Annotated in this window: 27 protein-coding genes, 1 tRNA gene and 1 pseudogene; 8 read left to right on the forward strand and 21 right to left on the reverse strand. The window is 62.4% G+C overall.

Annotated features, from left to right (window positions below):
* Positions 1–5 precede the first annotated feature (5 nt).
* Complete coding sequence (locus tag GNX95_RS40925; RefSeq protein ID WP_163513537.1) at positions 6–923, forward strand: cyclase family protein; 918 nt, start codon at positions 6–8, stop codon at positions 921–923.
* Positions 924–2,123 carry an MFS transporter gene (locus tag GNX95_RS40930; protein ID WP_163513539.1) on the forward strand — a complete coding sequence of 400 codons (1,200 nt, stop codon included), beginning with the start codon at positions 924–926 and terminating at the stop codon, positions 2,121–2,123.
* Here the strand turns inward: GNX95_RS40930 and GNX95_RS40935 are convergent.
* Positions 2,120–2,941 (reverse strand): L,D-transpeptidase family protein, encoded by an 822-nt coding sequence (locus GNX95_RS40935; protein WP_163513540.1) that lies wholly within the window; start codon positions 2,939–2,941, stop codon positions 2,120–2,122. The genes GNX95_RS40930 and GNX95_RS40935 overlap by 4 nt on opposite strands.
* A gap of 109 nt (positions 2,942–3,050) precedes the next feature.
* Positions 3,051–3,524, reverse strand: a complete 474-nt coding sequence (locus tag GNX95_RS40940) for an RrF2 family transcriptional regulator (protein ID WP_163513541.1) — start codon at positions 3,522–3,524, stop codon at positions 3,051–3,053.
* Between the two features lie 78 nt (positions 3,525–3,602).
* Here GNX95_RS40940 and GNX95_RS40945 point away from each other — a divergent pair, with 78 nt between their 5' ends.
* Positions 3,603–4,334, forward strand: a complete 732-nt coding sequence (locus tag GNX95_RS40945; RefSeq protein WP_163513542.1) for an SDR family oxidoreductase — start codon at positions 3,603–3,605, stop codon at positions 4,332–4,334.
* A gap of 22 nt (positions 4,335–4,356) precedes the next feature.
* Here the strand turns inward: GNX95_RS40945 and GNX95_RS40950 are convergent, their stop codons facing one another.
* The 4 genes from GNX95_RS40950 to GNX95_RS40965 all read right to left on the reverse strand — a co-directional run bounded on the left by GNX95_RS40950 (position 4,357) and on the right by GNX95_RS40965 (position 8,553).
* On the reverse strand, positions 4,357–4,890 hold the full coding sequence (locus GNX95_RS40950; RefSeq protein WP_163513543.1) for a CHAP domain-containing protein: 534 nt from the start codon (positions 4,888–4,890) through the stop codon (positions 4,357–4,359).
* Between the two features lie 100 nt (positions 4,891–4,990).
* A complete protein-coding gene (locus GNX95_RS40955) occupies positions 4,991–7,261 on the reverse strand; it encodes a TPR repeat domain-containing protein (RefSeq protein WP_163513544.1) in 2,271 nt (756 codons plus the stop codon).
* A 31-nt stretch (positions 7,262–7,292) separates the two neighbouring features.
* Positions 7,293–7,637, reverse strand: coding sequence for a hypothetical protein (locus tag GNX95_RS40960; RefSeq protein ID WP_163513545.1), 345 nt, complete (start codon positions 7,635–7,637; stop codon positions 7,293–7,295).
* A gap of 118 nt (positions 7,638–7,755) precedes the next feature.
* Entirely contained in the window at positions 7,756–8,553 is a 798-nt protein-coding gene (locus tag GNX95_RS40965; protein ID WP_163513546.1) for a CPBP family intramembrane glutamic endopeptidase, read from the reverse strand.
* Positions 8,554–8,745: 192 nt separating this feature from the next.
* Between GNX95_RS40965 and GNX95_RS40970 the strand changes: the two genes are divergently transcribed.
* Positions 8,746–8,821 (forward strand) — tRNA-Lys (locus GNX95_RS40970).
* Positions 8,822–9,416: 595 nt separating this feature from the next.
* Here GNX95_RS40970 and GNX95_RS44585 read toward each other — a convergent pair.
* The 10 genes and pseudogenes from GNX95_RS44585 to GNX95_RS41025 all read right to left on the reverse strand — a co-directional run.
* A pseudogene (locus tag GNX95_RS44585) lies at positions 9,417–10,505 on the reverse strand (recombinase family protein); the annotation flags it as partial.
* Positions 10,506–10,528: 23 nt separating this feature from the next.
* Positions 10,529–11,206: an ImmA/IrrE family metallo-endopeptidase gene (locus GNX95_RS40985; protein ID WP_163513547.1), complete on the reverse strand. Its 678-nt coding sequence runs from the start codon at positions 11,204–11,206 to the stop codon at positions 10,529–10,531.
* The gene (locus tag GNX95_RS40990; protein ID WP_163513548.1) at positions 11,181–11,558 is read right to left on the reverse strand and encodes a helix-turn-helix domain-containing protein; all 378 of its coding nucleotides are present in this window, start codon (positions 11,556–11,558) and stop codon (positions 11,181–11,183) included. The genes GNX95_RS40985 and GNX95_RS40990 overlap by 26 nt, the downstream gene beginning before the upstream one ends.
* An 83-nt stretch (positions 11,559–11,641) precedes the next feature.
* Positions 11,642–12,439, reverse strand: a complete 798-nt coding sequence (locus tag GNX95_RS40995; protein ID WP_163513549.1) for a replication-relaxation family protein — start codon at positions 12,437–12,439, stop codon at positions 11,642–11,644.
* Between the two features lie 130 nt (positions 12,440–12,569).
* Complete coding sequence (locus GNX95_RS41000; RefSeq protein ID WP_222854310.1) at positions 12,570–14,798, reverse strand: type IV secretory system conjugative DNA transfer family protein; 2,229 nt, start codon at positions 14,796–14,798, stop codon at positions 12,570–12,572.
* A gap of 392 nt (positions 14,799–15,190) precedes the next feature.
* Entirely contained in the window at positions 15,191–15,877 is a 687-nt protein-coding gene (locus GNX95_RS41005) for a SpdA protein (RefSeq protein WP_163513551.1), read from the reverse strand.
* A 163-nt stretch (positions 15,878–16,040) separates the two neighbouring features.
* On the reverse strand, positions 16,041–16,241 hold the full coding sequence (locus tag GNX95_RS41010; protein ID WP_163513552.1) for a hypothetical protein: 201 nt from the start codon (positions 16,239–16,241) through the stop codon (positions 16,041–16,043).
* A 5-nt stretch (positions 16,242–16,246) separates the two neighbouring features.
* On the reverse strand, positions 16,247–16,531 hold the full coding sequence (locus tag GNX95_RS41015; protein WP_163513553.1) for a hypothetical protein: 285 nt from the start codon (positions 16,529–16,531) through the stop codon (positions 16,247–16,249).
* Between the two features lie 5 nt (positions 16,532–16,536).
* The gene (locus GNX95_RS41020) at positions 16,537–16,719 is read right to left on the reverse strand and encodes a hypothetical protein (protein ID WP_163513554.1); all 183 of its coding nucleotides are present in this window, start codon (positions 16,717–16,719) and stop codon (positions 16,537–16,539) included.
* A gap of 181 nt (positions 16,720–16,900) precedes the next feature.
* Positions 16,901–17,371, reverse strand: coding sequence for a hypothetical protein (locus tag GNX95_RS41025; protein WP_163513555.1), 471 nt, complete (start codon positions 17,369–17,371; stop codon positions 16,901–16,903).
* Between the two features lie 117 nt (positions 17,372–17,488).
* Between GNX95_RS41025 and GNX95_RS41030 the strand changes: the two genes are divergently transcribed.
* Together GNX95_RS41030 and GNX95_RS41035 are read left to right on the forward strand one after the other, a co-directional pair.
* Positions 17,489–20,623: an ATP-binding protein gene (locus GNX95_RS41030; protein ID WP_163513556.1), complete on the forward strand. Its 3,135-nt coding sequence runs from the start codon at positions 17,489–17,491 to the stop codon at positions 20,621–20,623.
* 360 nt (positions 20,624–20,983) lie between these two features.
* A complete protein-coding gene (locus GNX95_RS41035; RefSeq protein ID WP_163513557.1) occupies positions 20,984–21,397 on the forward strand; it encodes a hypothetical protein in 414 nt (137 codons plus the stop codon).
* A gap of 403 nt (positions 21,398–21,800) precedes the next feature.
* Here GNX95_RS41035 and GNX95_RS41040 read toward each other — a convergent pair whose 3' ends face one another.
* From GNX95_RS41040 to GNX95_RS41060, 5 genes are all read right to left on the reverse strand, one after another.
* Positions 21,801–22,457 (reverse strand): dTMP kinase, encoded by a 657-nt coding sequence (locus GNX95_RS41040; protein ID WP_163513558.1) that lies wholly within the window; start codon positions 22,455–22,457, stop codon positions 21,801–21,803.
* Positions 22,458–22,602: 145 nt separating this feature from the next.
* A complete protein-coding gene (locus tag GNX95_RS41045) occupies positions 22,603–23,013 on the reverse strand; it encodes a hypothetical protein (protein ID WP_163513559.1) in 411 nt (136 codons plus the stop codon).
* A 109-nt stretch (positions 23,014–23,122) separates the two neighbouring features.
* Positions 23,123–23,812, reverse strand: a complete 690-nt coding sequence (locus tag GNX95_RS41050; protein ID WP_163513560.1) for a hypothetical protein — start codon at positions 23,810–23,812, stop codon at positions 23,123–23,125.
* Positions 23,809–24,345, reverse strand: coding sequence for a hypothetical protein (locus GNX95_RS41055; protein ID WP_163513561.1), 537 nt, complete (start codon positions 24,343–24,345; stop codon positions 23,809–23,811). The genes GNX95_RS41050 and GNX95_RS41055 overlap by 4 nt, the downstream gene beginning before the upstream one ends.
* 253 nt (positions 24,346–24,598) lie before the next feature.
* Positions 24,599–24,868 carry a hypothetical protein gene (locus tag GNX95_RS41060; protein ID WP_163513562.1) on the reverse strand — a complete coding sequence of 90 codons (270 nt, stop codon included), beginning with the start codon at positions 24,866–24,868 and terminating at the stop codon, positions 24,599–24,601.
* Positions 24,869–25,733: 865 nt separating this feature from the next.
* On the opposite strand from GNX95_RS41060, the gene GNX95_RS41065 reads away from it, so the two are divergent.
* Positions 25,734–26,597, forward strand: coding sequence for a helix-turn-helix domain-containing protein (locus GNX95_RS41065; RefSeq protein ID WP_163513563.1), 864 nt, complete (start codon positions 25,734–25,736; stop codon positions 26,595–26,597).
* The gene (locus GNX95_RS41070) at positions 26,590–26,784 is read left to right on the forward strand and encodes a DUF397 domain-containing protein (protein ID WP_163513564.1); all 195 of its coding nucleotides are present in this window, start codon (positions 26,590–26,592) and stop codon (positions 26,782–26,784) included. Before GNX95_RS41065 ends, GNX95_RS41070 begins: the two co-directional genes overlap by 8 nt.
* Positions 26,785–26,824: the final 40 nt, after the last annotated feature.

The raw sequence follows: 26,824 nt of genomic DNA on the forward strand, positions 1-26,824 counted from the left end.
ATGACGTGACTGATTTTCGGGAGATTGGCCGGCGACTGAGCAACTGGGGCCGGTGGGACCGCGACGGTGAGCGCGACGAGCGAGGCACGACGAATTTCCTGACTCCTGAGCGGATCGTCGCCGCGGCCGGCAGCGTACGCACCGGCAAGGTCTTCGACCTGGGGATCCCGTTTGGTCCTGGCGGACCGCAGCCGGCCGGCATGCGGATGAATCCGGTCCTGCTGATGGCCGAGACCGGCGACGACCAGGATTTCGGCGCGATGCATTTCGCCGACGACTACGTTTTCATGCCGCTGCAGGCAGCGTCGCAGTGGGACGCGCTCGCGCATGTCTATTACGATGACCAGCTTTACAACGGATTTCCGGCGTCCTCGATCACGCCGCATGGTGCCAAACGCTGCTCGATCGACAAGCAGGCCAAGGGGATCGCCGGCCGCGGCGTACTGATTGACATCGCGCGCCATCGCGGCGTGCCGTGGCTGGACGCCGGGGAGGTCATCACACCCGACGAGCTGGATGCCGCGGTTTCGGCTCAGGGGACGCAAATCCGGCCGGGCGATGTGGTGGCCGTACGGACCGGCTGGCGCACGAAGTTCGTCCAGGACGGCGACCGGGAGGCGTTCATGTCCGCCGAGCCGGGGCTCGGCCTGGCCTGCTGCGAGTGGCTGCACGACCACGAGATTTCCGCCGTATGCTCGGACAACTGGGCCATCGAGGTGCTGCCCGGCGAGTCGGACGCGCTGCTGGCCGTGCACATGGTGCTGATCCGCGACCTGGGGATGACGCTCGGCGAGATGCTCGACCTGGACGAACTGGCCGACGACTGCGCCGCCGACGGCCGCTATGACTATTTTTTCTGCGCACCACCGATCAAGTTTCGCCGCGCCGTCGGCTCGCCGATCAACCCGCTCGCCATCAAGTAGATGGTCGACGCGGCGACCAGGCCGACTGTCCGGCACGGCTTCGGATTTCTGTGGACCGCTCAGGCGATCAGCGACATCGGCTCACAGGTCGGCGCGTTGGCGCTCCCGCTGGTCGGCGTTGTCGTCCTGCACACCACGACTTTCCAGACGTCACTCATCACCGCTTGCGCGGCTCTTGGGACGGCTATCTTCGCGTTGCCGGCTGGAGCATGGGTCGACCGCCGAGCGAAACGGCCGGTGATGATCGCCGCCGACCTCGTCCGGCTGGTGTTGGTCGCGTCCGTACCCGCCGCCTGGCTCTTCGGCGTGTTGACCGTCGCGCAGCTTTGCGTCGTCACGGCGGTCAACACCTTGCTGGAGGTGGTGTTCGCGTCGGCGAGCCAGGCGTTTTTGAAGAAGGTGGTGGGAAAGGACGACCTTCTCCAGGCCAACGGCAAGCTGCACGGCACGCTGTGGCTGGCCAACCTGCTCGGCCCGGCGATCGGAGGTGTCGTCGTCGGTCTCGTCGGCGCGGCACTGACCGTGCTCGTGGACGCCGCGTCCTTCCTGTGCAGTGCCTTTATCCTTTTGCTCGTACGGAAAGTCGACGACTCCGCGCGGCCGGCCCGGTCGAGCGGCGGCGTGAAAGAAGGCGTTGCGTTTCTCGCGCGGCACAGGTCGCTCCGGCGGTTGTTGGCCAGTTATGCGCTGATGTCGTGGACGATCGTGCTGCTCAGCCCCATCCAGACGCTTTTCCTGATCCGCGAGCTGCGGGTGACCTCGGCGCAATATGGCCTGGCCGTCGCGATCCCGTGTGTCGGTGGCCTGGTCGGTGCCTTTTTCGCTCGGCGTATCGCGGAAAGACTCGGGATGTTGTCGACCATGCGGTGGTCCGGCCTGCTGCGCGGACCGTGGGTGTTGTTGGTGCCGTTGGCCTGGCCCGGCTGGTCGGGGCTCGCGGTGGCGATCGCCGGCTGGTGTGGCCTGCTGACCGCGGCCTCGATCTACAACGCGACGCAGACGACCTACCGGCAGCTGCACACCCCGGACCGGCTGATGGGTCGGGTGACGGCGAGCTGGTCGATGGTCGTACGGTGCGGCCAGCCGGTCGCGGCACTGGCCGGCGGCGGGCTGGCCACGGTCATCGGCCTGCGGCCGACTTTGGTTGTCGGCGCCATCATCCTCAGCGCTGCCGGACTATTGCTGCCGACGAAGGATTAGACCGGTTTCTTGCCGAAGACGTGGACGTGCGTGCCGGACGTGGTCATCGAGTAGAGCTTGCTCGCGTCGCCGCGCAGCAGGTTGATGCAGCCGTGCGAGCCGGGGCTGTCACCCTCGTACAGATAAGTGGTCGTCTGGTGGAAACCCATGTCGGCGTGGAACCGCTGCCAATATGGCAGGCGCACCCTGAAATACGACGAGATGGTCGATTTTTTCTTGTCGGAGATGGAAAAATGCCCAGGCGGTGTGGCCAGGCCGGCACGTCCGGTGCGGATCGGCGTCGGGCCGAAGGCGATCTTGCCGCCGTTGTTGACCCACATGGTCTGCGAGGTCAGGTCCACGCAGACGGTGAACTTTCCTCTCGTGTCACAGGCGTTGAGCCTGGCCGCGGCGAGCCGCTTGACGATGTTGCCGGTCACCTTCCCGGCGTAACCTTTGGCCGGCATGATCCGGAAACGCTGCTGGAACTTCGCGATCGCCACGCAGTCCTGCGGTGACTGCCTGCCGTCGACGACGACCTTGCCGAAGCCGGGATGGCTGTCCAGATAGCGCTCGACCGCGGCTTGCGCGGGACCGGTTTCGCCGCAGGACAGGCCTCTGGTGTTGGCCGCCGGTGTCGGCGACGGCTTGGTCGGCGGCATCTCCGGCGTCGCCGGCGTGTCGGCCGGCTCGGTGGCGACCCGCTGGACCTCGACCTGCTTCTGGACGGGCCGCGGCGGGCGGGGGATGACACCGGTCGCGTACGCGACTCCGGCGCCGGTCGCGGTCAGCACGACCACCGCCGCCACCGCCAAGCCGATCACCGTACGACGTGCCATGACCCCGCTCCTTCCGCGCCGACGACGCTGTCGGACTCCACGCATTAGACGTATCAGAGTCAGGCAAGGTTGCCGAGTTCTTTGGAGTTTCTTGGTGGTCACCCGTTTGTCAGGATTGGAGCCATTTCCGCACCTGAGTCAGCACGTCCGTGTCGTAATCCTGGCCGACCATCCGGCCCAGGTCGGCGATGGTGACGCCGCGGAGGGCCGCGCGCCAGGCGCGGTCGGCGGCGTGCATCGTACGTGCGATCGCGCATGGAGCCGTGCAGGCGTCCGGCGGCGCCGCCAGCGGTCCACGCTGGCGGATTTCCGTACAGACAAACGTCGACCCGGGTCCTTCGACCGCCTCCACCACGTCGAGCACGGTGATCTGCTCGGCGGACCGGGTCAACGTGTAGCCGCCGGATTTTCCTTGCACCGACTGGACAAGAGCGGCGCGGGACAGCGTCTGCAGCTGTTTTGCCAGATAAGTCGCCGATACGCCGTGCAGCTCGGCCAGCCGTGTCGCCGGCACCGGCTCCGGTGCCGTGGTGAGCACCACGCAGCAGTGCAGGGCCGACTCGACGCCACCGGACAACTTCACGGCCCCAGTGTACTTGACTCGGACAGCAATTGTCCGAGTATTATCTCGGACAGAATCCATCCGAGTTTGGAGCTGATCATGAAGATCGCGGTTGTCGGCACCGGCCTGATCGGCACGCAGGTCATCCAGAAGCTCAACGCGGCCGGTCATCAGGCCACCGGTCACTCGCGGCAGACCGGGATCGACCTGCTCACCGGCGCGGGACTCGACCAGGCGCTGACCGGCGCGGACGTGGTCGTCGACGTGTCCAACTCGCCGACCTTCGACGAGGCGTCGCTCGACTTTTTCCGTACGGCTGTGGGAAATCTGCTGCCGGCCGCGGACAGGGCCGGCGTCGGACACGCGGTGGCGCTGTCGATCGTCGGCGTCGACCAGGTGCCGGATCTCGCGTACTACCGCGCCAAGACGCTGCAGGAGGACCTGGTCAAGGCCGGGCCGGTGCCGTCGACGATCGTACGTGCCACACAGTTCATGGAGTTCGTGCCCGCGGTGCTCGACTGGACCACCGACGGTGACGTCGTGCGCCTGCCGGCCACGCCGATCCAGCCGATCGCCTCCGCCGAGGTCGCCGACGCCGTCGCGTACGCCGCCGCGGAACGGCCCGGCGGGACGCTCAACACCGGCGGCCCGGACGTGTTCACGCTCGACGAGCTCGGCCGTGTCTTCCTGGAGGTCACCGGCGACGGCCGTACGGTCGTGGTCGACGACACCGCCGGCATGTTCGCCGCTGTCAAGGGTGACGTGCTGACCACGACCGAAGGTGCGCGGATCGCGCCGACGCATTACCGCGACTGGCTCCGTACGCGCTGAGGCTCAGTTCCCCAACAGTCTCTCAGAAGGCCGGATTGTCGTGGTAGGTCCAGCTCGCATAGCTGTTGTTGGAGTGATAGGTCACCTTGTTGCCGGAGTTGCCGCCAACGCTGGCGACCACGAGCCTGCCGCCTGACCTGGACACGCCGACGACGACCTCCACGTGGTGGCCGGTGGACTGTACGGCCACGTCACCGGCTTTTGGCGTGCTGACCCGCGTCCACTTCCGCCACGACGCGGCCGCCGGATAGCCGCTCGGCGCCCTGCCGCCGGCCTTGACCATCACCCAGGCGGCAAAGTCACCGCACCACGCCTCGCACCTGGTGGTGTAGGGATTGCAGTTGTTTCCCCACTCCTTCATGCCGTTCTGGCTTCTGGCGATGCAGCTGATCTCGGCACCCGTCACGCCGGTTTTCACGCACGGCCTGGCCAGCCGGTTTGCCTTCTGTGCCGGCGTTTCCTTGGCCACCGTGGTGGCCTGTGCGGTCGTCGTTGCGGCGAAAGCACCTATGACACCGGCGACCAACACCAGTCCGAGCAGTTTGCGATGGAGCACGTCATCTCCTTCTGTCGGGTGCCGCTGACAGAAGGAGATGATCGCGACGGCCGCTAACAAGTCCCTAATTTCTGGCTATGTCGGCCGCTATCGGTGCGGCTCAGATCTTGACCTGGCTCGCCTTCTGGTAGGCGTCGTAGGCCTTCGCCGCGTACGTGTCGATGTATGGCGAACCGCCGGCCTGGCGTACGGCATTGACCAGATTCTGCTTGACCGACGGGTCCGCCAGCGCGTCCCGCGACACCAGGTGTCCGTCTGTGACGAACGGTGCCAGCTCCGGGGGAACGTGACCGGAACGCACCAGCGAGCTCGCGTAGTCGTACGCCGCCGTGACCTCTTGGCCGCCCTGCTGGTTGAAGGGGTTGTTGAGGTCCAGCTGGTGGCCGGTTGGCGGCGGGAAGTTGTACTGCACGAGGTGGTCGGTGATCTGACCGACCGTCAGCGAGGCGATGGATCCGACCCCCGGCAGAGTGCCGGCCAGGGTCTGCGCCAGTGACTTGCCGGCGCCGATGTAGTAGAGGGTCTCGCGGTAGTCGAGCGCGGCCTTCGCGTCGTTGTGAGCGTTCAGCTGAGCCGGCGCGGCGGCGACCTGACCGTCCAGGATGCTGATCCGCTCGACCAGCTCCGCCTTTCGGGTGGGGTCGGCTCCGCGGTATTCGTCCAGCAGCTGAGCGTCGTAATTGCCGACCTTGACGGCGAGGCCAGTCAGCGCGGTCTTGTCCGTGGCGACCAGGCCGAGGAAGCGGGCCCGGTCCTGGGTGGACAGCGCCAGCGAGCCGTCGCCCTCGACCCGGCTGTCACCGTCCGGCGACTTCTCGGAGAAGTCCGACAGGTAGGACCCGGCGACATCGGCGTACGCGCGGGCCAGGTGCGGGTTGTTCGTCGTGCCGTCGATGAAGGTCTGGTAGCTCTTGTCGTCGCCAGCCGTGTCGATGACTACCAGTGCCGCGTCGCGGGCGTGCTTCCAGGTGTCGCTGTCGTGCGGCGCCTGAGCGTCGGTGGCGATCCAGTTGACCAGGCCGCTGGCGGCCGCGCCGTCGTCGTTCCAGTTGTAGTTGGTCAGCCGGGTGATGATCTCGTGACCCTGCTTGCCGGTGATGATGTCGTAGTTGGCGTCGTGGTTACGCGTCGAGGTGTTGAGGACGTACTGCAGGCCGTCCACCAGCTGTCCGCGGTCGTCGAGCAGGCCGGATGAGTTGACCGTGACACCGGAGGCCGTGTCGTGGACCCGGTCGTACGTGGCGGCGATCTCGTTGACCCGGTAGGTGAGGTCGGTCGAGAACTGCTTGCCGCCTTCGATGGTGGAGCCGGCGAACAGAGCGATGAGCCCCTTCCACTCGCCTTCCCGGTTGATGCTGTAGGTGGTGACGTTGGCGTCCGGAGCGACCTGCGAGTCGGAGCTGGTGATCGCCGAGTCGTGCACCAGGCTGCGGATCTCCGGCGGCAGCTGGTCGAACCCGCCGCCGATTTTCTCGTTGGACAGCGCCAACAGGCTGTCGCCAAGGTCAGGCAGGAAGCTTTGCGGACCGTTGCGGTCGCCGAGCAGCGTCAGGTCCTTGCCGAGCACACCCCACAACCCGCGCAGGAAGCCGAGCTCGCCGCCGCTGAGCTTCTGACCCGGATGCGCGAGCGCGTACTTCGCGTGCGCGTTGACCAGGCCGAGGACCCGGCGGGCCCAGTCGCGCTCCGCGAGGGTGCCACCGTTCTTGATGATCTCCGCCGCGCGCTGTCCGTCGGCCGGCGTGACCGGCGGTGCGATCGACGGGTCGGTCTGCTTGCCGAAGGCCACGTACGCGCCCCACGACAGCGCACCGGCCTGCGCCAGCTGCTGCAGGTCGGACTCGGTCGGGTCGCGCTGGATCTGGCTCGCGCGGTCGTTGGCCCAACCGCGCAGCTTCTCCAGCAGCTGGTGCGCCCGGTTGGTGATGTCGGCGGCCTTGGCGTTCTGCGCGCTGGCGACCTGCTGGTTGTAGCTGTTGATGGTCTCCTGCGCCTGTTCCTGCGTGGCGCCACCGGGCACGTACGGCTGGTGGACGCCGAAGGAGTTGCCGAGCGCCTGTTCCCACTCGGTCACCAGGGCGTTGCGCTCGTTCTTGAACTGCTGCACGTTCTGCGACCAGTAGGTGGTGACGCTGGCGCCGTACGTGATGCCCTGGAACGCCGACTCCCAGTCGGCCAGGTTCTTGCCGGCCAGGTCCTTGATCGGCCCGGAGACGATGTCGGAGAAGGACAGCGCGGCGGAGCTGATCGCCGCGTACACGTCGCCGCCGTGGCCCGTGACGGTGGCCGCGACCGAGTTGAGCTGCACGGCGCCAGCGGTGATCGTACCGGGATCGGCTTGGGTGTCGGGGATGTCAGGTGTCGCGGCCATGTTCTTTCTCCATCAACAGATTCGGTCGTCGTCAGTAGGCGCGCCGGCCACCGGCGCCACGGTTGATCGGCGGAATCGCCGCCTGGCTCTGCTGGAAACCGCTCGCGGTCTGGTTGTCGGTGTTCACCAGGGCGGCCGCGCCGGTCTGGATGTTGATGCCGGCGTTCTCGGCCAGCTGGATGATCTTGACCAGCCGGTTGACGAAATGGGACTCGTAGCCGGTGTACGCGCCAGGAAGGCTGGCTTCCTTGGCCGCGCTGGCGCACGCCTGCGCGGCCGCGCTGAACTGCGACTTCACCGCGTTTCCGGCCTCCGCCGCGGTCTGGGTCTGCTGGCCGGCGGCGTGGGCCTGGTTGGGGTTGCCTGCGACCTCCACGGCCGTCCTCCTGGTTCATGTCCTCGTGACGCATTCCTGTGCTGTTAACGAAGGTATGCGGAGGCCGGAGCGGGGACATCACGGATTCGTGCCACTGCTTCGTACCGCTAAAACGCGGTCAGGACGTGAGCCCCGGCGCGAGGTTGAACGCGAGCGCGACAAGGCCGCCCGCCGTCAGGAGCAGGGTCGTACCAGGGTGCATCCCGATCGACAGCCGCAGATCCTTCTTCCACCAGACGAGCAACGGCCCCGGCAGGAAGAAGATCACCCTCGAGACGAAACCCCACGGCGACCAGAAGTGGTAGAGCGAGAACAGCACCGTGTTGACCAGCGGCGCCCAGCGGCCCAACTGGGGGAGGCGCGGCAACAGGAAGCCGCGGAAGTAGAGCTCCTCGATGAGAGGCAGGGCGAAACCGGTCAGCGGAAGACAGACCGCCAGCGTGGCGATGATGGTCGAGCGCGGATAACCGGCCAGATATCCGGTGGCCGAGCCTGCTCCGTCAAACGGCAACCAGGTGAAAAACGCCTGGTAGATCGCGTTGTCCAGGACCGTGAGCGCCAACGAAACCACCACGAACCACACGATGAGGGCCGCGACGATCGCGACGAGCTTCCCACGCGAGACCGGTTTGTCCAGGTATTTCAGCACTCCTCGGAGCGAGTACCGGCCATTGCGCCGGCGCCCCAGCCACAGCAGACCGACCAGCACCGGCCCGAGGATTACGCACAAGGCGATTGCCCAACTGAGAAACGACGGACAGCCGGCGGCATGGACGAGCGGATTGACGAGAAAGTACGCCGCGACGACCAGGGCTCCGGGCACGAGATGGAGCGCGATGGACAGCGGGAGCGAATGCTGGTCGGCCAGGAGTTTGTCCGCCAGCCGGTTCGGTCGACTTGTTTGTGCGGTGGCCATTTCTTCTCCTCAGCGGGATGGTCGGCTCATTGGATGTGCGGCCACGTTCGCCGGCCCCGCGGACACCGTGCTGACACGGCGCTGACACTGAGGCGATGGTTGCTCCACCGGAGATGTGGCATCCGGTGTCGGTCGGGGCGGCGGCCAGACGCTATCCTCTGCAGTGGACGCGGTGGCATGCCGAGTCCAGTGGGGCCTCTAGCTCAATCGGCAGAGCAACGGACTTTTAATCCGTGGGTTCGGGGTTCGATCCCCCGGGGGCCCACCATGAACGGCTTACTCCAACCCTGATCCGCAAGGGTCGGGGCGGGTGAGCCGACCTCACTCTCCATACGCTGCGTGGTCGCCTGTTCACGGCGACCAGTCGATGCACCTTGGCTGATGACGTACGTCCGGTATCCCGACGTGATGGCGTCGAACGGTGGCTCCATCTCGTGATCCACGATCTTGCCGCCATCGACGTACAGCCGGGTGAAGAACGCGCGGTTGAGGATCGAGCGCACCGCTTCGTCACCGCGGGCATAGGCCCGGTGCGGCTCCCGTAACAGGGTAAGCGCCTGGTCGAAGACTTCGCGGCCCCGGTCAAGGTGCTGGTCTGCCTGGTCAAGCGTTTGCTCGATGCCGGTGCGCTCCTGGCGGATGGCCGTGATCTTGGCGCGCAGCTTGTCCTTGGGCCAGTCTTGCTCGGCGGCTAGGTCGAGGAAGTAGTTCTCCTTGCGGTCGAGCGCATCGAGCCGCTTGGCGTACTGCTCACGTAGCGTGTCGCTCAGGCCGTGGTGCTCGGCGGTCGCTTCCGCCACTCCGGCCCGTACTGCCTCAAGCCACTCGTCAGGCAAGCTCACGGCGTCGGCGTAGTACTTGACGACTGCATCCTCCAGCACCTCGACCGGGATATACGGCAGGTCGCACAGCCCTTGCTGGCGACCCCGGCAGTAGAAGTAGTAATAGACACCGCCAAGCCGGCCGACTGCTCGTTGGACGATCAGGCGGTACTTGCACCGGCCGCACCACAGCGTGCCCTTGAGGTAGTGGTTGTGGCTGCGTTGCCGGGTTCCGGCCCCGGAGTGTGAGGCCAGGATCTCCTGCACGCGCGTAAACAGCTCCTCTGTGACCAAGGGCTGGTGGCGGCCCTTGTACTCAACACCGTCGTAGGTGACGTAGCCGACGTAGTAGCGGTCATGGAGCAGGTTGCGCAGCCGTTCCAGGGAGATTGGTTCACCGCCGCCTTTGCCGGTTAGCGGCATCCGCAGGCCAGCAGTCGTGAGCTTGCCGCGAAGCGAGGCAACTGTCTCGTTGCCGGTAGCGAACTGTTCGAACGCCATGGTGACGAAGTGCGACCGCTCAGGGTCAAGCACGATCGTATTGACCTTGCGACCGTCGATGAGTACGCGCTCGTTGCGGTAGCCGACCTTGGCGTGACCGATCGTGCCGCCGTTGCGTGCCTTATTGGCCATCTTGATCTTGATGTCCTCACCCGACATGCGGACTTGCAGCCAGTTGAACACGTCGGTGACGGCTTCCATAGCCTCGGCCATGATGCCGTCGCCAAAGCTTTCCTTGGCAGAAATGAGCTTCACGTCAAGTTGGTTGAGCGCAACTTTGGTGTTGCCGGCGTCAACGTAGTTGCGGAAAGCGCGTGAGCGCATGTAGATGATGACGCAGTCCACGTCTCGTTGTTCCTTGATGCGCCGCATCATCTCCCTGAAGACTGGCCGCTTGGCGATGGTCTGTCCGGAGTTGCCGGGCTCGACGTATTCGTCAACGATGACTGCGCCAAGCTGGCGAGCGCGCTCGACGCAGACCTTGCGCTGGGTGTCGATCGAGTTGCCGTCAGGGTCAATATCGGCGTCAGTATCCATCTGCCGCTTTGAGGAAACCCGTAAATAGAGAACAGCGCGCAGTGCTGGGCCAGCGGCACGGCGTACGCGCTCGACCGGCGACCGCTTGGGCATAGTGCCTCCAAGATGTAAAGGTGCTAGCCAGCCAGGTAGGACAAGCCCGCTGGTTGACTCAGGGTCGGTAAGCCACAACGACGGAAGTACCCACGCGGCCGTGGCTTGGGGTCGCTGGTGAGGTTGAGTTTCTTTAGGCGGTACGACATGGCCTCAACGGACACACAGAACGTGTTTGCCATGAGCTGTACGTCGTGGTTCGTGGTCTTTAACCACAGGCGCTTCACCAAAGCGGTCGGCATGAGGACATGCGCGGCAAAGTCGTTGGCCACGGCCTCGATCAGGTTCTTTTGTGTGTCTTCGTTGCCACACCCAAGTTGCTGATGCAACACCGACGCATCTTTGAAATCAAGCACGTGCTTAAACTCGTGCAGGAGAGAGAACCGCTGCCGCAGCGGGGGTTCATTCTCGTTAATGAAGACTTGCAGCTGGTTGTCGATGTAGTCGGTCGTGAGGCCGCTTTCTTGGTTAAGCCGGTGGCTCGGCACGAAATGTACCGGCACGGCTTGTTGGTCGACCAGCCAAATGAGGTTGATATCAGCCGTCGTTGCAGCGTTTGCCCAGTCCCGCACTCGAGCGGCTTGGACACGGGCCAGCTGCAATGACTCGCCGTACGTGAGTGGCCGCTTCGGTGCGATGGCACGAAGTTGATCTATGAGTTCCCACATTGCTTTCTTAGTCGGCTTTGTCGTCACCGGCATCCCCCTTCCGTTTCTGTAGTTGATGTTCGATAAGCTGTGCGAGCGCATCAGCTTCTGTGCTGTTGAGGCCATACTTCCGGCGAAGGTACAACCGTGGTTCGGGCAGGTCTTGCCGCACGCCAAGAAAGGCAAGCAGCGTACCCGAGTCAATCTGCAAGGCGTCAGCGATGCGTTGCAGTATGTCGGCAGCTGGTTTGGCACGCTTGCCAGCCTCGATCAGCGCCAAATACGACGGATCGATACCGGTTTTTGCTGCAAGCTGCGCTTGCGAGACGCCTAGGCGTTCACGTGTGGTGCGGATAAACGTTCCCAATGCGCTTGCCGCATCGCCCAAACTAGCTTCATCTGGCATTGGTCCCTCCGCTTACTTCTTACTATTGTCCGCCGATTCTTGACTATGGTCAAGGGTTTTATGCACAACAACATCTGAAATGTCTACAGTTTTGTTGTCTTACTTAGAAAGTTCGCAGCAGTGTTAAAGCACTGCACGTGTACCAGCCCGAAAAGGTCACTAAAACCGTCAATCAGGCTGGCTACAGCCTCACGTCGTTCCTTGTCAGGCACAGTCACCAGGACACGTGGCATGACCCCGCTCGGTGCCAGTTGGCCGCGCCGCGCGAAGTCCACGTAGGCCGCCAACTTTCGCCGAAGCGTTGGCAGATGCTCGGTGGCGCGGTCGATCTCCAACCACCAGTCATCATCGTGGGTTTCGGTACTCAGCACGGCATAGGCATCCGGCTTCAGCCAACTACCGAGGCCATCGGCTACCCAACAGCCAGGCTCAGTCTGAAACGCCGACACCTCAAACCCATCGCTGTGTGCTGCCTCACGCAATTGGACATACAGCTCACTAACATCGAGCGTATGCGCCAAGAACCGCTCACCGGGCAACCGCGGCCGGCGTTGGCTGGCTTCGTGTGCCGTCAACCGCTGCCCCGCTGTGTCAAGGGCGAAGACGAGCTTGGCCGAACCGTGCAATGAACCGCCGATACGCCGCTGCAAGGGCACCAGGACGCGCCAATCCACGAGCCGCTTCAACACGCGCCAACGCACAACCGTTCGGCTACGGCCTGCCAGCTCAGCAAAATGCAGGCGTTCGAGCTGTTCGCCGGTGGCGACGCGGATCTTAGCCAGAGTCGTGAGAATCGCGCGATCACGAGATGACAGCCGGTCGTTGAGCCAATCGACATATTGTTCACGGACACGCTGCCGCTGGCTGGCCGCCGCCCTCATAGGGGAACTCCTTGCAGGACGTACCATTGCCCGGTCGCTATGGCGGCGAATCCGTCATCTACCAGCGGCGTTACGTACTCGTGGTCAGCGGTGAACCCAACACCGACGCCAACAGCGATACCAACACGGTTCACGGCTGACCACCTCGCATCCGGCGGCCAATAGGGCCAGCCTCTCGGGTGATCTGCGTACGAGCCTGGATGGCCTGTTCCACGTCTTGTCGAGGGATGCCAAAGCGCGTCCGGCTGGCCGTTGCTCGTGCAGCTGCGTCTTCGTTCGTCACCGGCAGCGCTATCGTCGTGCCGGTGACCGGTCGCAGGGTGACGCCATTGACAGCTGGCCGGAGCGCGAATTCGTATCTGCTCAGGCCCGTGAGGTCGTCAACGGTCAAGGGAGCGTAGCGACGGGCAAGCAGCTGACCGTCCGCGTAATCCACCTGAAACGCGAGCTGACTGCGAACTGTGCCAAGTACGGCGTCCTGCACCGCCTCGGGCAACTGTTTCATGAACTGGTGGCTCAGGGTGAACCCGAGCCCGAGACTGCGCGCTTGAGCCAGGGCATCGGCAAGCTCCAGGCCGCCGCCGAGCCGGACAATATCCTGGAACTCGTCAAAGTAGGCGAAGACCGGCCGACGCTTGGCCGCCGGGATGCGGACGCGCGCCAGCGTTTGCTGCCAGATGGCTGATACCAACAGTGATCCCAGCAGGTTGCTGACCTCGCTGCCAAGTTGTCCTTTGGCCAGGGAGACCAGCAAGATGCTGCGTCGGGCAAAGGGTGCGTCAAGCTGGACGCCCCTACTCTGGCCCAGCAACAGGCGAACCGGCGTCCGCATTGAGAAGGCACGCAGCTTGTTGAGTACCGGGCCAATGACTTGGGCACGGGCGTCGTCGCTGAGCGCGTCGAACTGCTGCCAGAACAAACGCAGGTGATCGGGGAGCGTTGGCCGTGTGGCAACGTAGCGGCGCAAAGCAGGATTGGTGAGGAGATCCACCGCCTCAAGCAGCGTAAACGCTGAACCGTCCGGGGCTTTGGTGTGGGTCAGCGAAAACAAGGCGGCACGAAGAACCTCGTCGGTTCGAGGCCCCCAGAAATCCCGGTAGATGGAGTGAAAGATGCCCAGCACGTGATCCGCCACCAGCTCACGGGCGCCGCTACCGTACGCGGCGACGTTCAGCGGATTGAAGCCAACAACGTGATCGCGCGTGGCCGAAGGATCGAGGACAACTAGGTCGGCCAAGCGGTCATCGGGTATCCGAGCGATGATCTCGTCCAGACCGCCTTTTGGGTCGATCACGATAACGCCGTACCCATGAGCGATGTCTTGGAGCACCATGTTGGCGATGAGCGTTGACTTGCCTGCCCCGGTTGGCGCGATGAGATGCAGGTGCCGGAGCCGGTCAATGGTGTGCAGCGCCAGGGGGCGACTAGCCATACCGGGATAGTTGGACAGTCCAACGACGGTGCCCTGCGTCGGCATGCCCGGCGTGGGCGGTAGTTGTCGTGCGCGGCCCACGGACAAACCAGGGAGTAGCTTGCCGCCGACTGGCAAGCCCAGCAGGCCAGCACTCTCGGCACTATTGAGAATGAGCGGCCACTGCGTAACCGGGAACGTCCGGTTGACAACGCGTTTCGCGACCAGACTGCCCGGCAACAACCGCCGCCGGAGCCGAACACCGGTCGCATTCTCACCGTGAAAGGTATTCCAGACGCGACCTAAAAGTTTGCGAGCCTGAGCCGTGGAGTCAGCAGCGATGCCGACACGCGCGACCATCCGAAGCAAGGGTGCTTGCATCTTCTTCCGAGCAGCGCGAACGGCTTCGGCATCACGCGGTGGTGTGCTTTCCAACAGGTAGCCGCTCCACCAGCGATCCTCAGATTTTGCCGAGGCGGTATGGACTGGCGCCGGCGTACCAGCACTGGTCATGATCCATTGCACGCGGATTTCGGCGCGACCGCTCAACGGTTGGAGCGAAGCAAGCAGGGCTGCATTCGTGGCTTCTCCGCGGTCGCTCGCCAACGGCCGCCTGGTGGTGGTCACGGTCAGCTCCGCGCCAAGCCGAAAGGCTGTCCGCCGTTCCAGGTACGCCGGAGCTTCTTCGAGCCGGGCACCAGGCAAGGCCGCGCGGACACTGGCTAACAGCGCAGCCTCAGCAGCTTCCGGAACCAGAACGTAGTGCGCGATGCCGCCTACGTCGGCAACGGTCTCGACAACGACCGGAGACAAGGGCAACAAGGCAAAGCTTATAGACGGATGTGTCCGTGCCGCGATGCCGGATAGCCACTGTTCGACGTCTGCGGCACCGAGGCTTGCTGGTGGGTACAGCCGATATGCGACGAGCGAGCGACGCCAAACATCCATGTCCCACAAACGAGCGGCTAGCACTAGGCCCAGCACGCTTATACCGGCAATGAATAGCCATATAGCCATTGTCATACCGCCTGCTCTCCCTCGTCCTCGTGGGAGGTAGGGCTGTGCGACGCAGTCTCGGCCAACTCGGCGTTAGCTTGTTCCAGTACTTCGCTCAGGGCGATGACGGCCTGGACGAGGAGGTCAACGTCAACGGACTTGCGTTGTACGCCTGTAATATGCAGTCGCCATTGGCGCATAGACCTCCCCTTTCTGCTTAGCTCCGTTCTCTGATTTGGGTGCTGTGGAAGCTGATCCGCGCTACAAGCCCCTATGTCTTCTTATGCCCATGACTAAAGTCACCGTCAAGTCCGAACATTGCGTTCCGTAGCGCGAATCAGGGGTCAGTCTGTGGACAAGTCCGCAGACTCCGCTGCCTCGTCGTCTGCTTCAGCTGGTTCGCGGATGGCGCTCAGTACGGCCCCGGTCAAAGCATTGGAGACGCGCAGGTTCGCGCGAAGCACATCTCGGGTGATCGGCTTGCCGGTTTCGGCCTGGTGCGCCTCGTCGAGCTGGCGGGCCGTAGCGACCAGCTCTGGAGTAGGTAGGGCCGCCTGGTCGTCCCGAACGAGGACGGACGGGGACGGGACCACAGGACGGTCCGGGACGGCACTATGGAGCAGGCCAAGCAGCCGCGGGGCCGTCTCTGCCCAGCCCAGCAGCAAGGTCGGGGCGATCGCATCGAAGGCTGCCCTGCCGTACGCACCGACCAAGACCGGTTCGGCGGTGTTCAGGGCGAGCGTGACGATGCCGCAGAAAACAAGCAGCATGCGGGGCCACGCAAGCCCTGACACAACCCCGTGTGCACGCAAGTATTGAAGCGCGGCGAGTAGGGCCAAAACGGACAAGTCAACAGCCGGTGCAACAAGCGGGGCGATGACACCACTCACCCCCAGCCGCACCCCCAGCTCGTAGACGTTGAAGAAGCCAAAAGTGAAGGTTAGGCCGGCGATCACGAAGGCCACCGTGGTGACGGCGCGACGGATAACGACGGCGACTACACCACTGAACACGGGCTCCGGCGTACTCACTTTGACCGCCGCCCCAAGATCAGGCCAAAGACGACCAGCAGCACAAGCCCCGCAACCAGGACCGGGATAAGCGGCGCGAGCAGCTCCCAAGCCACCCGCGCCACTACGGCTACCGCCAACAGCCCAATTACGGCTTGGGCAAGCTGCGTTTTCCAGCTTCGCGTCATCGGCGATACGTCTCGAAGCTCACGCGACGCATCTGTTCTTCGGCCCGCCGCCTCCGAGCTGCGATCTCACGCACAGCGTCGGCTTTGGCATCCTCGATATCGAAGAGCGGGTCGCTCGTGCCTGCGTACCGCCACACAAGCCACACCCGGTCGAGAACGACGCCGAGCAGGATCAGGCCAACGACGAGCAGGGCCATCCCCATCAGCTGATCTCGCTTCCGAAGCGGTGTACCTGCCGTGCGATGGACATGGCTGCTGCGTTGGCGATGAGCGCCAGGGCATCCGTTGCGTCCGGGCAGGCCCGCTCCAGCTCGCCCTGGATCCGCTTGAGGTACGTAACCTCGCTCATGGCGTATTCGGCCACAGCCGACTGCGCGCGGATGGCAGCCTGCTCGACACGAGCACGGGCCACCAGCCCGGCCGTCGCCTCCTGTGCCTCGCGCTGGACAGGGGTTGTGCGTCTGCGGGGGATCAGTTCACCGGACATATCGGTCACTTGCCTTTCCGGTTGCGGTTCGGATGACGCCAGAAATCCAGGATGCGAAGCTCCAGCTCAACGTCACTCAGTTCTTTGCCCCCTGGGACCAGGTGCTCAAGATCTCTGGCCCACTTGGAACGGCGGCGACGCTTGCGAGGCTGGTCGTCGTCGGGCTTGTTATTTTTGCTGTCAGACATGGCAAATCAGCTCCAACCAGGGATGGAAGGAGACCGAGGAGCCTAGGACTCGGTCTGGATTTGCCGCGGCACTGATGACGCTAGAAGTCGGCGCACGGGATTTCTGGACAGAAACCTGCTCAGTTTTCGGACGTTTCTTGGACGTTTTTAGGACGGGATCAGACGGCCGATTTGCCGAAAATTAGGAATCGTGACGACGTCGATCCCATTTGCGATGATCCGTGGCCTCAAGGAAGAGCGCCCCCGTACCTCGGTTCGATCGGCGGAAGGCGACCACCTCGTAGCACTGGCGGTCGAAGGCGTCGTAACTGTGCTTGGTGGGGTCAAGGATGCCCTCAATCGGCCGCGAAATGGGAGCTCGGGCCGCTTCCCAGGCCGCCTGTTCTTCCGGTGTATCCGGGTATGGTCCTGGTGATGGCGGATGGTAATCGAGAATCGATGGGTCCTTCATGACCGCATCAGCGACGTGGAGCGCAACCTTGAGAAAGGTTTCATAGTTGCCGCCGGAGTACTCCACGGCTGAACCCGCCTCAAGCCAATCAACCAAGTAGTCTTGAAGCAGGGTGTAATCGTCCTGCCGACTCCTGGTGTCATAAGGAGCCACAAAATCTTGGAACGCGACAACCGCTTCGTTGTTATAGGAAACGCTCATATCTTGCCTACATGCTTAATTGGTACATTCTGCCATAAATAGCCGAGAATGTCCAGGGCGATATGATCAGACGTAGCGTGAGTGTTGCCTAGCGTGACGTAGATCGGAGCCTCTGTCATGCCTGAAGAGGAGGACGACCCTCGGCTACTTGAACTGGCCGTCCTGGTGCAGACCAGGAAGCTTGAGTGGTCAAGGCATGGGGCGGACTGCCTGCATCTGCTCGCTCCCATTCCTGGCCATGTCAAGAAGCGTGGCGAGGCGCTGAAGATGTTGCTGGGAGAGGTGGTAGAGCGAGCCTACGTTGACGCCAAGGCCGGTCTTGGCGACGATGCTATATGGGTACTCACCGCTGGTGCATTGGTCGGGCTGATTACTAGCTCACCCGACGATTACTCTCGTGCAACCGCAATGACCGGCATCAGACGGCAGGAAAATAAGACCAAAAGAAAAGAACTGGCTGGTGAATGGTTTGATATAAGCCGCCGGCGACTTGACGAAAAATTGTGTCTTCGCGCCTTCGTACGCGCCATCGATGCATTCACCGAAGACGACGAAGCCATGGAAGGATTTAGACGGCGGCTCAGCGTATCTGTCGAGCCACAGCGACCGCGGGATTCCGTTGCGCCTGTCGCAGAAGAGTCTCCAAAACCGCAGGCTGACAGGCCGCAATACCAGGCCGTTGCCAAGTTTCCGCCACTACCAGCATTCGATACGGCGTTTGTTGATCGTCCTGCAATCGAGGAACGCTACAACACACTATTGGATGACGGCACACAGCTCGTGGCATTTGTTGGTGAGCCTGGCAATGGAAAGTCGCGACTTGCGCAAGAGTTGACCGTCAGGCGTGCGGGTAGGAACGGTTCGCTGCTCTTCCTGAATGGCGGCCAGATTATGAGTCAGATGGCGGGTCTGTTAGCGCAGAACGGCGTCGTGTCCGGATACGATCTGACTGCCGAGCAGATTACGCTAGCCTTTGCTGCGTACCTCTCGTCGCCCACCGCGCCAGATTTTGTGGTTCTTGACGACATTGCTAACCGCGGTTTGCTAGAAGCACTCGCGCCTCCGACCGTGAAGCCAACGGTGGTCGTCACCAGTCGCACTAACGTATTGCCGCCGGGACGGGGCGAGTCCATCGTCGTACGGGAAATGGAAGACGACGAAGCCGTGCAGATGGTGCGCAACCTGGGCGGCCCTGCAAGGCTCTCAGAGGTCAGGAGAATTGTCGACGCGCTTGGCGCTAGGCCGCTTGCTATCGAACACGCTTGTACCGGACTGTTGGCTGGCGGTTACATGACGGTCAAGCAGTTCTGCGAAGCACTCCAGCACGACGTCGGAACTACCCTGAAGAAGGCTCAGAGTGCCGAAGATGTCGATAAGACACTGACATGGATCTACGAACAGATCCTCACCCGGCTCCGCAGTCTTGATGCGGATGCTGCAAAGCTGCTTGAACTAGCAGCATTCGTAGCTCCTACCGCTATTCCTGAACCGCTATTGCAAGCAGCCTTCAGCTCATGCCGTGATGCCGAGAACGACGCGGAGATAGCAGTCGCCTTTCAAGCAGCCCAACGTGACTTGCAGTCGTACTATCTGATCAACCGGAGCATCGTGCAAGACGGCGTTGATCGGCCTGATAGCGGCCGTCAATCCTGGTTCCGGCCTGTTCACCGAGCAGTCTTCTCTATGCATTCACTGACGCAAGAACTCCTACGTTCAATCCTGACGAAGGAGGGCCGCAGCACTGAACTCTGCCTTAAGTTGCATGGGTCTCTCGGAGCGCAGCTAGCGTCAAATCCGCGGAAAGAATACTTTGATCCTGACAGTATTTCTGACGAGGACATGCACTGGTTGCCTCACGCATACATGCTTGCCAGTGGGCTGCACGGCAGCGCCGACGACGTGTATCAGGAGGTCGGCTTTGGGGCGACGCTCGCCTTCTTGATCAAGGGAGCGCTTCAAAACGGCGACCCAGAAATGGCGTCGCAGGCGTCTAAACTGTATCCAGGACTAGGTGACCAGCAAACGTGGCAGCGAGCGCCATATATGTACGAGGCGTACGTTGAATATTTGAAGATGCAGTACCATATGTCTGCGCTTCAAAGCAGTGAGTTCGCTCGGGCGATAGCGCACGTCAATGTTATCTGCGGCGCAAAATCTGATGTTCCTGGGAAGCTGAACCCGCCTCGGCCAATACGACTCTTAGAATGGATTGAGGCCGTCGTTGATGATGGTCGGTACACGGACGCCCTGGAGCTTTCCGAGGTATTCGATGAAATATACCGCCCGTCGGGCAGCGTTCCGAACATCGTTTTGGTCAGACGTGTGATGCTCCTTTCGGAAATCTACGTGGCGCAGTGCCGGTGGTCCGACGCGGAGGCGGCGCTAGCGGCAGCCCATTGGACCTACACGGAACATCACCTCGGTAGTTGGGCATATATACGAGAGCAATTTCGCCTCTTTATCGCTGACTTGGAATATTGCCATATCAGTGGGCAACCAGACCGTGCGAGCACTGTCGAATCTTATGCGGATCAACGATGGGCATCCAAGGCAAACGACTACTACGATTGCCTCACTGAAGGCCGCTACTACTACGTCAAGGCACGGTGCGCGGTCGTAGTGGCGACGCGTTTTTACGTCGAGCACAGGCCGGACAGTGGGTACGAGGCAGCATATGCCGAACGGCTCAATGGCCTACTCAAGATAGCCTATTCTTACATAGACCGGTGCAGGGCCGCCTACACCAAGGTCGGGAGATTTCGACAGACCTACGAACTGTACGCGGATATGGTTCTCTGTTACTTCTTGGTCGGCTCCGGTGAGGCGTTCAAGGTCGGTCGCCGGATCATAGACGAATGGTATGAGAGAGATCATCTGCGCATGCTCCATCGGGGTACATGGCGCGCTCAGGCGAGATTTGCCTTACTAGCCGAGCGTATGCGGATAATGACTACATCGCTCTCAAGAGATCCTGCAATTGTAGTCAACTGGAAGCGACAGAATGAATTTCTGGCGGAAGCGTTGGGTATTCGCCTAGGGTCCCCGTACCTCTACGCGGAATTCTTGGGCATTAGCAGCATCTATGATCAACTGCGTGGCCAGCCGCACTCGGGGAAGCTTAGAGAAATCGTGGCGACCTATCGGTCGATTGGCCGCCTCGATAGGTGGGAGGCGCTTGCTGAGGCATTGGCTAGCCTTCCGCAGGATAGAACTACCTATCTGAAGAAGATGCGTTATCTTCTCTTGCCCTAACGGGCAAGCTTATTGAACGCAATTCTGACGATAACGTCAGATCGACGCCATCAGGTTGTCCGGTCATGGGGTGAAAGCTGTGCCGTATTACTGTCCAGATACTTCCTGATAGCGGCACTGGCGTCCGACTGAGACAGTCAAGGGCCTGGGCATGTCTACCGGTCAACTCAAGAGGCGCTGCGGCTCGTCTACGCTGGCACTTCAGCACCTTCCACCTCGATGAACCAAACTAGCCACGACGCGACGTGACTGGCGGTAGTATAGCCGTTGCAACCTCGACTCGAGTTTGTGATCTTCACATCTTCCGGATATTGGAGGACTCCGGGTGTTCGAGACGATCAGCAAGGGTTGGTTACGCAGATGAGAACGTCGCCGCGTACAAAAGTGCTGATGTGGCTCGGTTTTGGGGTTGTGTTTGGGCTGGGACCGCTACTAATCGCGATCTATCGTGATGGCGTAGTGCCAGGTGCAGACAAGCTCCATCAACCCGCGATTAGTGAACTCTTGATTATTGGGGCCGTCATTGCCGCCGGTGCTATGGGTGAGCTTTTTGTGTTACTTCTGCCACCGTTCAAACAGTCGGAAAATGAGCGTGCGGCTGGATTTACAGTTCTAGCTGGCTTTTCGACGCTACTCACTTTCGGGGCTGACCTCATCGGCTATGTATTCGCACCGTGGGCATCTCCGTTTGCTATAACCTTAACTTCATTGACTTGTTTTCCCTTGACCTTACTTGCAAGTGGTGTTCTGATCAGAATGGCGGCGAGAGACTGATGCCGGAGCCATTTGCGCTAATACCGATTGTACTCGCCGTTGCTGGCGCGGCTGGCTCGGCAATCACCGTCCTTGCGAGTTTCATCGCGGAGAGACGGGACCGTCGTGCGCTAGCTCGTATTGTTCTCAAGATTACGCGACCAGATGGGTCTGTCGTCGAAACCGGGATTAGTAATCGAGATAGCGACGCGGAAATCTCAGATAAGGTCATTCAAGCGATGCGGAACATTCGCGGCGAAGAGGAATCAAAAGACGACGATCCCGGTGACTCAGAGGCTAAAGCCTAATTGTTCGTTGTCGCGGTCGGCCCGAGACATGTGGAACAAAGATGCCTCCGTGTCCATGAAGCGTCCCCGCCAGCCACGGGGAGAGCTAACGGGGACTCATTGGCTAGCGTGACACTCTAGTTGTCACCTTGGCAACGATCAAATGCCTCAAGCCGCGCCACAATACGTTCAGCGAGCTGTTCCGCAGTCTGCCCGCGCCACCTGACCACTTCCTGTGGCCAGCCACGAGCTTCCAAAAACTCGCATGCTTCGCCGTACAGCCGCAGTTCACGCTCGGCCGCCTGGATCGCTTCTGGGCGGGACAATCGCGTTGCCCCGACACGCTGCAACGCGATGGCCTCGGCTCCTCGCCGCAGATAGACCGACAGGTCCGGTTGCCGGACGTGCCGGTTGTAACTCCAGGTTTCGGCCACTGACAACCCGGCAAACTGCTCCAGAACCAGCGACGACTGTATGTACCCGTTGGACACAACCCAGGCGCCCCGTTCCAGGGCTGGTACAACCTCGTTCGCCAAGTTTGCGTACCGACCAGCTGCCAGGTGTAGCGCCACAGCCCTGCTGTGCAGTCGAGATTTCTCCGCGTACGGCAACCGGCCCCATCCCATGTTGGAGGGGTCGGTAACAGCCTGCACCGTCTGGCCACGCAACCGCAGCAGCTCGGCCAGCGTGGCACAGACCGATCCGGTGCCTGCGCCACGCGGCCCGACCACCACAACGAACAAGCCGGACTGGCCGGTCTCGACCGTTTCCGTACCAACTACTGAAGCTGTCATGTTCGCGCTGGACTCTCGTTTCGTTTTTGTCGCCCACAGGGCAATCGCCGCGTGGTTTGCGTTTTGCGTACAAGGGGAAGACCTCCGGCCCTCGCGTCACCCTGGAGGGGGTCTTAACGCAACTGGGCCGGAGGCTCCCTTTGGCTCAGCCGTCCTGGCCCTCCTTCTCGGGTGCGGCTGAGGCTTCGGGATGCGGCCGAATCCGCGGCAACTGCACCGTGGCCCCCTCGACCGGGGTAATGGTCACGGTCTTGCCGCCGTCGCTAGTCGGCTCGACTCGCACTCGTGGCTCAGACTGCGGTTGCCGCCGGTGGCTACGCGGCCGTGGCTTGGTCGTGTCTGGAGGTTGCAGGTCGCGCTTTTCTTCGAAGTCCTCCAGCCTGACATTGGCCGCCTGCAACACAATTTGGCCGTTGGCGTGGATGGGACAAACCCAGCGGCGGCCACAACGGCGGCAGATAATGCCCCGTTCGCTGCGCACCGGCTGGTGCAGCCGGACGTGCTTGGCGGCCATCTTGACGAGTTCGGAATTGGCCTGCACTACCGGCTTAGTCATCTCGGCTGCCGGTGCGGCGTGCTGCCAGCAGGCCGGCCAGGAAGCCCAGCAGCACCCCGAACAACAACATGTCCATCCTGGTCTCCTGCCTGGTGCCGTGCTGCTTCGGTTAGGCGGTCGGTTCCGCTGTTGGCTCGTTCGGTGCGTAGCGCTCCAAAAACACGTCGCGGGGCATGTGCAGGTGATCCCAGGGATCGTCAGCTGTCAGGGTGTCGGCCCGGTCGTCACACAGGCTGGCCACTGCCCTGTGGCCGTAGACGCGGTACGTATCAGCGGCCTGTCGCCACAGCACCGCTTCTTCTACAAAAATGTCGGTCAGTTGGACGGCTTCGTGGTGGGAAGCCGGTTTAATACTGGTGAGCCGGTCGCGTTCCTTGCCCAGCGTGGCCAGCTCAGCATCGAGTCGCCGTTGCCACTGCGTTACCTCGGCTGCCCGCGTACCGAGCGAATACACCAGGCTGCTGCCACCGATCCAGACCACGCCGACTGCCACCATGGCCGCGGACATCGAGCGGCCCGGCTGGAGGTAGGTCAGCGCCAGACTTGGCGCGAAGACCAAGGCACTGGTGGCTACCAGGGCCAGGCCGCCAGGACGGCCCCGTTGCATCCGCTGGAATGCCAGGTAGCTCAAGCCCGCCGTGAGCACCGCGATGGCTGCGGCAACCACAAAGAGCACCCAGGTGGTCAGCCAGTAATGATCCAAGACCATATGTACGGACTCGAAGGCCAGCGGCAGCAAGGTCAGGGCGATCAGCCATGAGGCCACGCGTTCAACAGGTTTTCTCAGTGGCAAGGTCATGACGGGGAGATTTCCGTTTCCGTGTGTAGGGATGGGTGGCGTCGAGCAGTTGCTCGGAAGCGTGTTGTTCTCAAGAAATTGGCTAGACACTGGCGTGGCTCAAGAGTGAGCAGGTCATCGGCCCAGCGCTGGCAGGCGTACGCAGCCAGCGGGTCGCCGTGCTGTTCGTAGTACCAGGCCGCCAATTCCCAGGCGTCGGCTTCTTCGGTAATGGCCACCTCAAGGCGACGCAGCAACTCAGCCGAAATAGCGTCAACCTCGCCAGCGTCGGTCAGCACCTTGTCCTGCGTGTTATGGGCACGTTCGACTTCCAGCCAACGCCTGGCGATAAAGCGGTTGCGGGACTGCCCCGTCGACGCGCAGCCGGTGAGGCGCCACCAAAGTTTGAGCATGGCCCGGACAGCACCGAAACGAACAACCCTGTCTCGCCGGCACCAGCCACACGACGGATGGCTGGTCAGAGCGTCCGTTTCGGTGCTGCCGTTCTCGACCCGCCGCCGCAGCTTCAGCGGTACGGAGACGGGGAGCTTCATGATGCAACCCGTGCCGGCGTCGCAGTGCCAGCAGTCGCGCCGGCGACAAGCGCATCGTGGTAATGCTGTTCGTGCTTGACGATGTCGTAGAGCGCCATCCACCGGACTGGCCGCCCACCGCCCACCTCTAGGCCGATAGCGGTTTGGCCGCAGCGTTCGCAACGACCGGCGAGCAAGTCAACGTGACCCTCAATGATGGCTACGGCACCGACGCGCCAGGGCGTGAAGACCTGGTGACGGTCGCAGGGGAGCATCACGAGCCAGACTCCACGCTCTGGCTCGGCGTGCCCAGGAATTGGTTGACTACCTCTTGGCGCCGGTAGTGCCGGACCTTGCGGACGATCTTGCTAACCGGAATCCATTCCACCGGCAAACGACTATTGGTGTAGACCCCTATGACCGTCTGACCGCAGCGCTCACAAGCCCCGCCCAGCAGCTCGACGCGGCCTTCCAGGATGGCCTGCACATGAATGGGAATCGGAACAACCCCGCTGTGGACGCAGTCCACGGTCTCGGCTGCCATAGCTAGCCTTTCACTTAGGAAGACTGGAAAAACATGGAGTGCGGCTCATCCGGCCGGCCAAACAGTTCAATCATGGGTGCCCAGTTGCCTGGCCCAATGCGGTCGCTCAGGCCCCCAAGCAAGCACTGGCAAAACCAGCAGCGCGCCGCCAGCAGGAACACCTTGCTATCGGCTGGCACCCAGAGCTGGAGGCCAACCCCAGGGACGTAGCGGTCGTACGGCTGGTGGTGGCCGTGGCGGCAACGCATGAAGGTCAGATCTCCGTTCGGCCGCATTGCAGCACGTTCGACATGGCCTGCCACTCGCCGATCTGTTCCGGCGCTTCACGCTGGCCAAGGCCCAACAAGGTGGCACCGCAGCGCTGACACGTGGCTCCGATGAGTTCGACGCGGACGCCACTGACCCACGTACAGAGCCCGAGGCCGGGCAGATAGAAGCCGCTGGGCCGGTGCTCCCGACTGGCGCAGGTGTGCATGTCAGATCAGGGAGTTCGTCGAGGGCGGCAGCTTGCGGCAGATGTACTCGGCGACCGTCTCCCAGTCCGCGGTGCTGGTGCCTTCCGGGCGACACAGCATGCGGCCGCAACGTACGCAGCGGGCCAAGGTCAAGGTTTCGTGCGGTCGGCAGATGGCGCCAAGGCTCCTACCGGCCAGGTGCGTATGCGCTCTGTACATCGCGGTCCGCCTCTCTGTCACCGTCGCAGTTGATAGTGAAGCAGATGAAGTTTCATTTCCGCAATGGCGGCGTAAGGTAACTACGCGGACGAAGGGGCTAGTGCGCGTGTATCACTTGACGGGCGTCGCGCGGGGCTGTTTCATCTTGGAAACGTAAGCGCGTATCATTTTGGAACACCGGAGGTAATCAGATGCGTACTGAAGAAGGCGGCACGGTGCCGATGCGCCAGCTCGGCCGCGAGCTGCGTCGCCTCCGGGAAGCGTCACCGCTGACCATTGAAGAAGTCTTCGAGCACATGGAGTGGTCACGGCAGAAGGTCTGGCGCGTCGAGCGCGGCGACACCAGAGCGTCATCCGTTGAGGTCGAAGCGCTGTGTCGGCTGTTCGGTGCCGACGAGCGTACGACCGAAGGCTTGGTCGCCCTGGCGAAGGCCGCCAAGACCAAGGGGTGGTACTACGCCTATGGAGATGTGATTCCGGAATGGTTTGAGCTGTATGTCGGCTTGGAGACGGCCGCGACCAGCTTGCAGGAGTACAGCGCCGAACTGATCCCTGGCCCGCTTCAGACGGCCGACTATGCCCGTGCCCTGTTGCGCTTCGCAGCCAACGGTGGCGAACGCGAAGTTGAACGCAAGGTCGAGCTGCGGGTGGCCCGCAAGCAGCGATTAACCGTTGCCCCGGATGCGTTGCGGGTCGATTACGTTGTCAGCGAGACCGCAATCCGGCGGCCGACTGGCGGCCAGGCGGTCATGACCGAGCAGTTGCGGGAACTGCTAAAGCTCAGCGAGCTGGACAACGTGAGCATCCGAATTTTGCCGCAGTCGGTCGGCATCTACGGGGCCATGATCGGCAGTTTCGCGATACTCACTTTCCCCGCAGAGACCGAACCTGACACGGTGTACGTCGAGGCACTGACCGGTGCCTTGTACTTGGTAAAGCCGAAAGAGCTGGCGGCCTATCGGCAGGAGTTCGAGAGCCTGCGCTCGGTTGCCCTCGATCGGGGGAAGTCACGCGACTTCCTGACCTCCGCAGTGAAGGATTTGAGCAGTGGATAACCAGATCCAGCCCGTCTGGCGCACAAGCAGCTATTCAGGCGGTAATGGTGGCACCTGTGTGGAAGTGGCCGCGAACGTGCCAGATGTGACCCTTGTTCGCGACAGCACGCTTGGGGAGGCGTCGCCCGTCCTGGTCTTCACACCAGCCCAGTGGGCAACCTTCCTCGACACGATCAAGGCCAACTAACCACGCGCGTACTCCCAGACGACCCCACCATGCAACGGGC

The sequence above is a fragment of the Fodinicola acaciae genome (genome assembly GCF_010993745.1).
GTDB lineage: Bacteria > Actinomycetota > Actinomycetes > Mycobacteriales > HKI-0501 > Fodinicola > Fodinicola acaciae.

What these genes read in the sequence shown, in the direction of transcription:
- GNX95_RS40930 (WP_163513539.1), top strand. Translation starts at nt 924, where the DNA reads ATGGTCGACGCGGCGACCAGGCCGACTGTCCGGCACGGCTTCGGATTT.
- GNX95_RS40935 (WP_163513540.1), bottom strand. Translation starts at nt 2,941, where the DNA reads ATGGCACGTCGTACGGTGATCGGCTTGGCGGTGGCGGCGGTGGTCGTG.
- GNX95_RS40945 (WP_163513542.1), top strand. Translation starts at nt 3,603, where the DNA reads ATGAAGATCGCGGTTGTCGGCACCGGCCTGATCGGCACGCAGGTCATC.
- GNX95_RS40955 (WP_163513544.1), bottom strand. Translation starts at nt 7,261, where the DNA reads ATGGCCGCGACACCTGACATCCCCGACACCCAAGCCGATCCCGGTACG.
- GNX95_RS40965 (WP_163513546.1), bottom strand. Translation starts at nt 8,553, where the DNA reads ATGGCCACCGCACAAACAAGTCGACCGAACCGGCTGGCGGACAAACTC.
- GNX95_RS40985 (WP_163513547.1), bottom strand. Translation starts at nt 11,206, where the DNA reads ATGCCGGTGACGACAAAGCCGACTAAGAAAGCAATGTGGGAACTCATA.
- GNX95_RS40990 (WP_163513548.1), bottom strand. Translation starts at nt 11,558, where the DNA reads ATGCCAGATGAAGCTAGTTTGGGCGATGCGGCAAGCGCATTGGGAACG.
- GNX95_RS40995 (WP_163513549.1), bottom strand. Translation starts at nt 12,439, where the DNA reads ATGAGGGCGGCGGCCAGCCAGCGGCAGCGTGTCCGTGAACAATATGTC.
- GNX95_RS41000 (WP_222854310.1), bottom strand. Translation starts at nt 14,798, where the DNA reads ATGGATGTTTGGCGTCGCTCGCTCGTCGCATATCGGCTGTACCCACCA.
- GNX95_RS41010 (WP_163513552.1), bottom strand. Translation starts at nt 16,241, where the DNA reads ATGGCCCTGCTCGTCGTTGGCCTGATCCTGCTCGGCGTCGTTCTCGAC.
- GNX95_RS41015 (WP_163513553.1), bottom strand. Translation starts at nt 16,531, where the DNA reads ATGTCCGGTGAACTGATCCCCCGCAGACGCACAACCCCTGTCCAGCGC.
- GNX95_RS41020 (WP_163513554.1), bottom strand. Translation starts at nt 16,719, where the DNA reads ATGTCTGACAGCAAAAATAACAAGCCCGACGACGACCAGCCTCGCAAG.
- GNX95_RS41025 (WP_163513555.1), bottom strand. Translation starts at nt 17,371, where the DNA reads ATGAGCGTTTCCTATAACAACGAAGCGGTTGTCGCGTTCCAAGATTTT.
- GNX95_RS41030 (WP_163513556.1), top strand. Translation starts at nt 17,489, where the DNA reads ATGCCTGAAGAGGAGGACGACCCTCGGCTACTTGAACTGGCCGTCCTG.
- GNX95_RS41035 (WP_163513557.1), top strand. Translation starts at nt 20,984, where the DNA reads ATGAGAACGTCGCCGCGTACAAAAGTGCTGATGTGGCTCGGTTTTGGG.
- GNX95_RS41040 (WP_163513558.1), bottom strand. Translation starts at nt 22,457, where the DNA reads ATGACAGCTTCAGTAGTTGGTACGGAAACGGTCGAGACCGGCCAGTCC.
- GNX95_RS41045 (WP_163513559.1), bottom strand. Translation starts at nt 23,013, where the DNA reads ATGACTAAGCCGGTAGTGCAGGCCAATTCCGAACTCGTCAAGATGGCC.
- GNX95_RS41050 (WP_163513560.1), bottom strand. Translation starts at nt 23,812, where the DNA reads ATGACCTTGCCACTGAGAAAACCTGTTGAACGCGTGGCCTCATGGCTG.
- GNX95_RS41055 (WP_163513561.1), bottom strand. Translation starts at nt 24,345, where the DNA reads ATGAAGCTCCCCGTCTCCGTACCGCTGAAGCTGCGGCGGCGGGTCGAG.
- GNX95_RS41060 (WP_163513562.1), bottom strand. Translation starts at nt 24,868, where the DNA reads ATGGCAGCCGAGACCGTGGACTGCGTCCACAGCGGGGTTGTTCCGATT.
- GNX95_RS41065 (WP_163513563.1), top strand. Translation starts at nt 25,734, where the DNA reads ATGCGTACTGAAGAAGGCGGCACGGTGCCGATGCGCCAGCTCGGCCGC.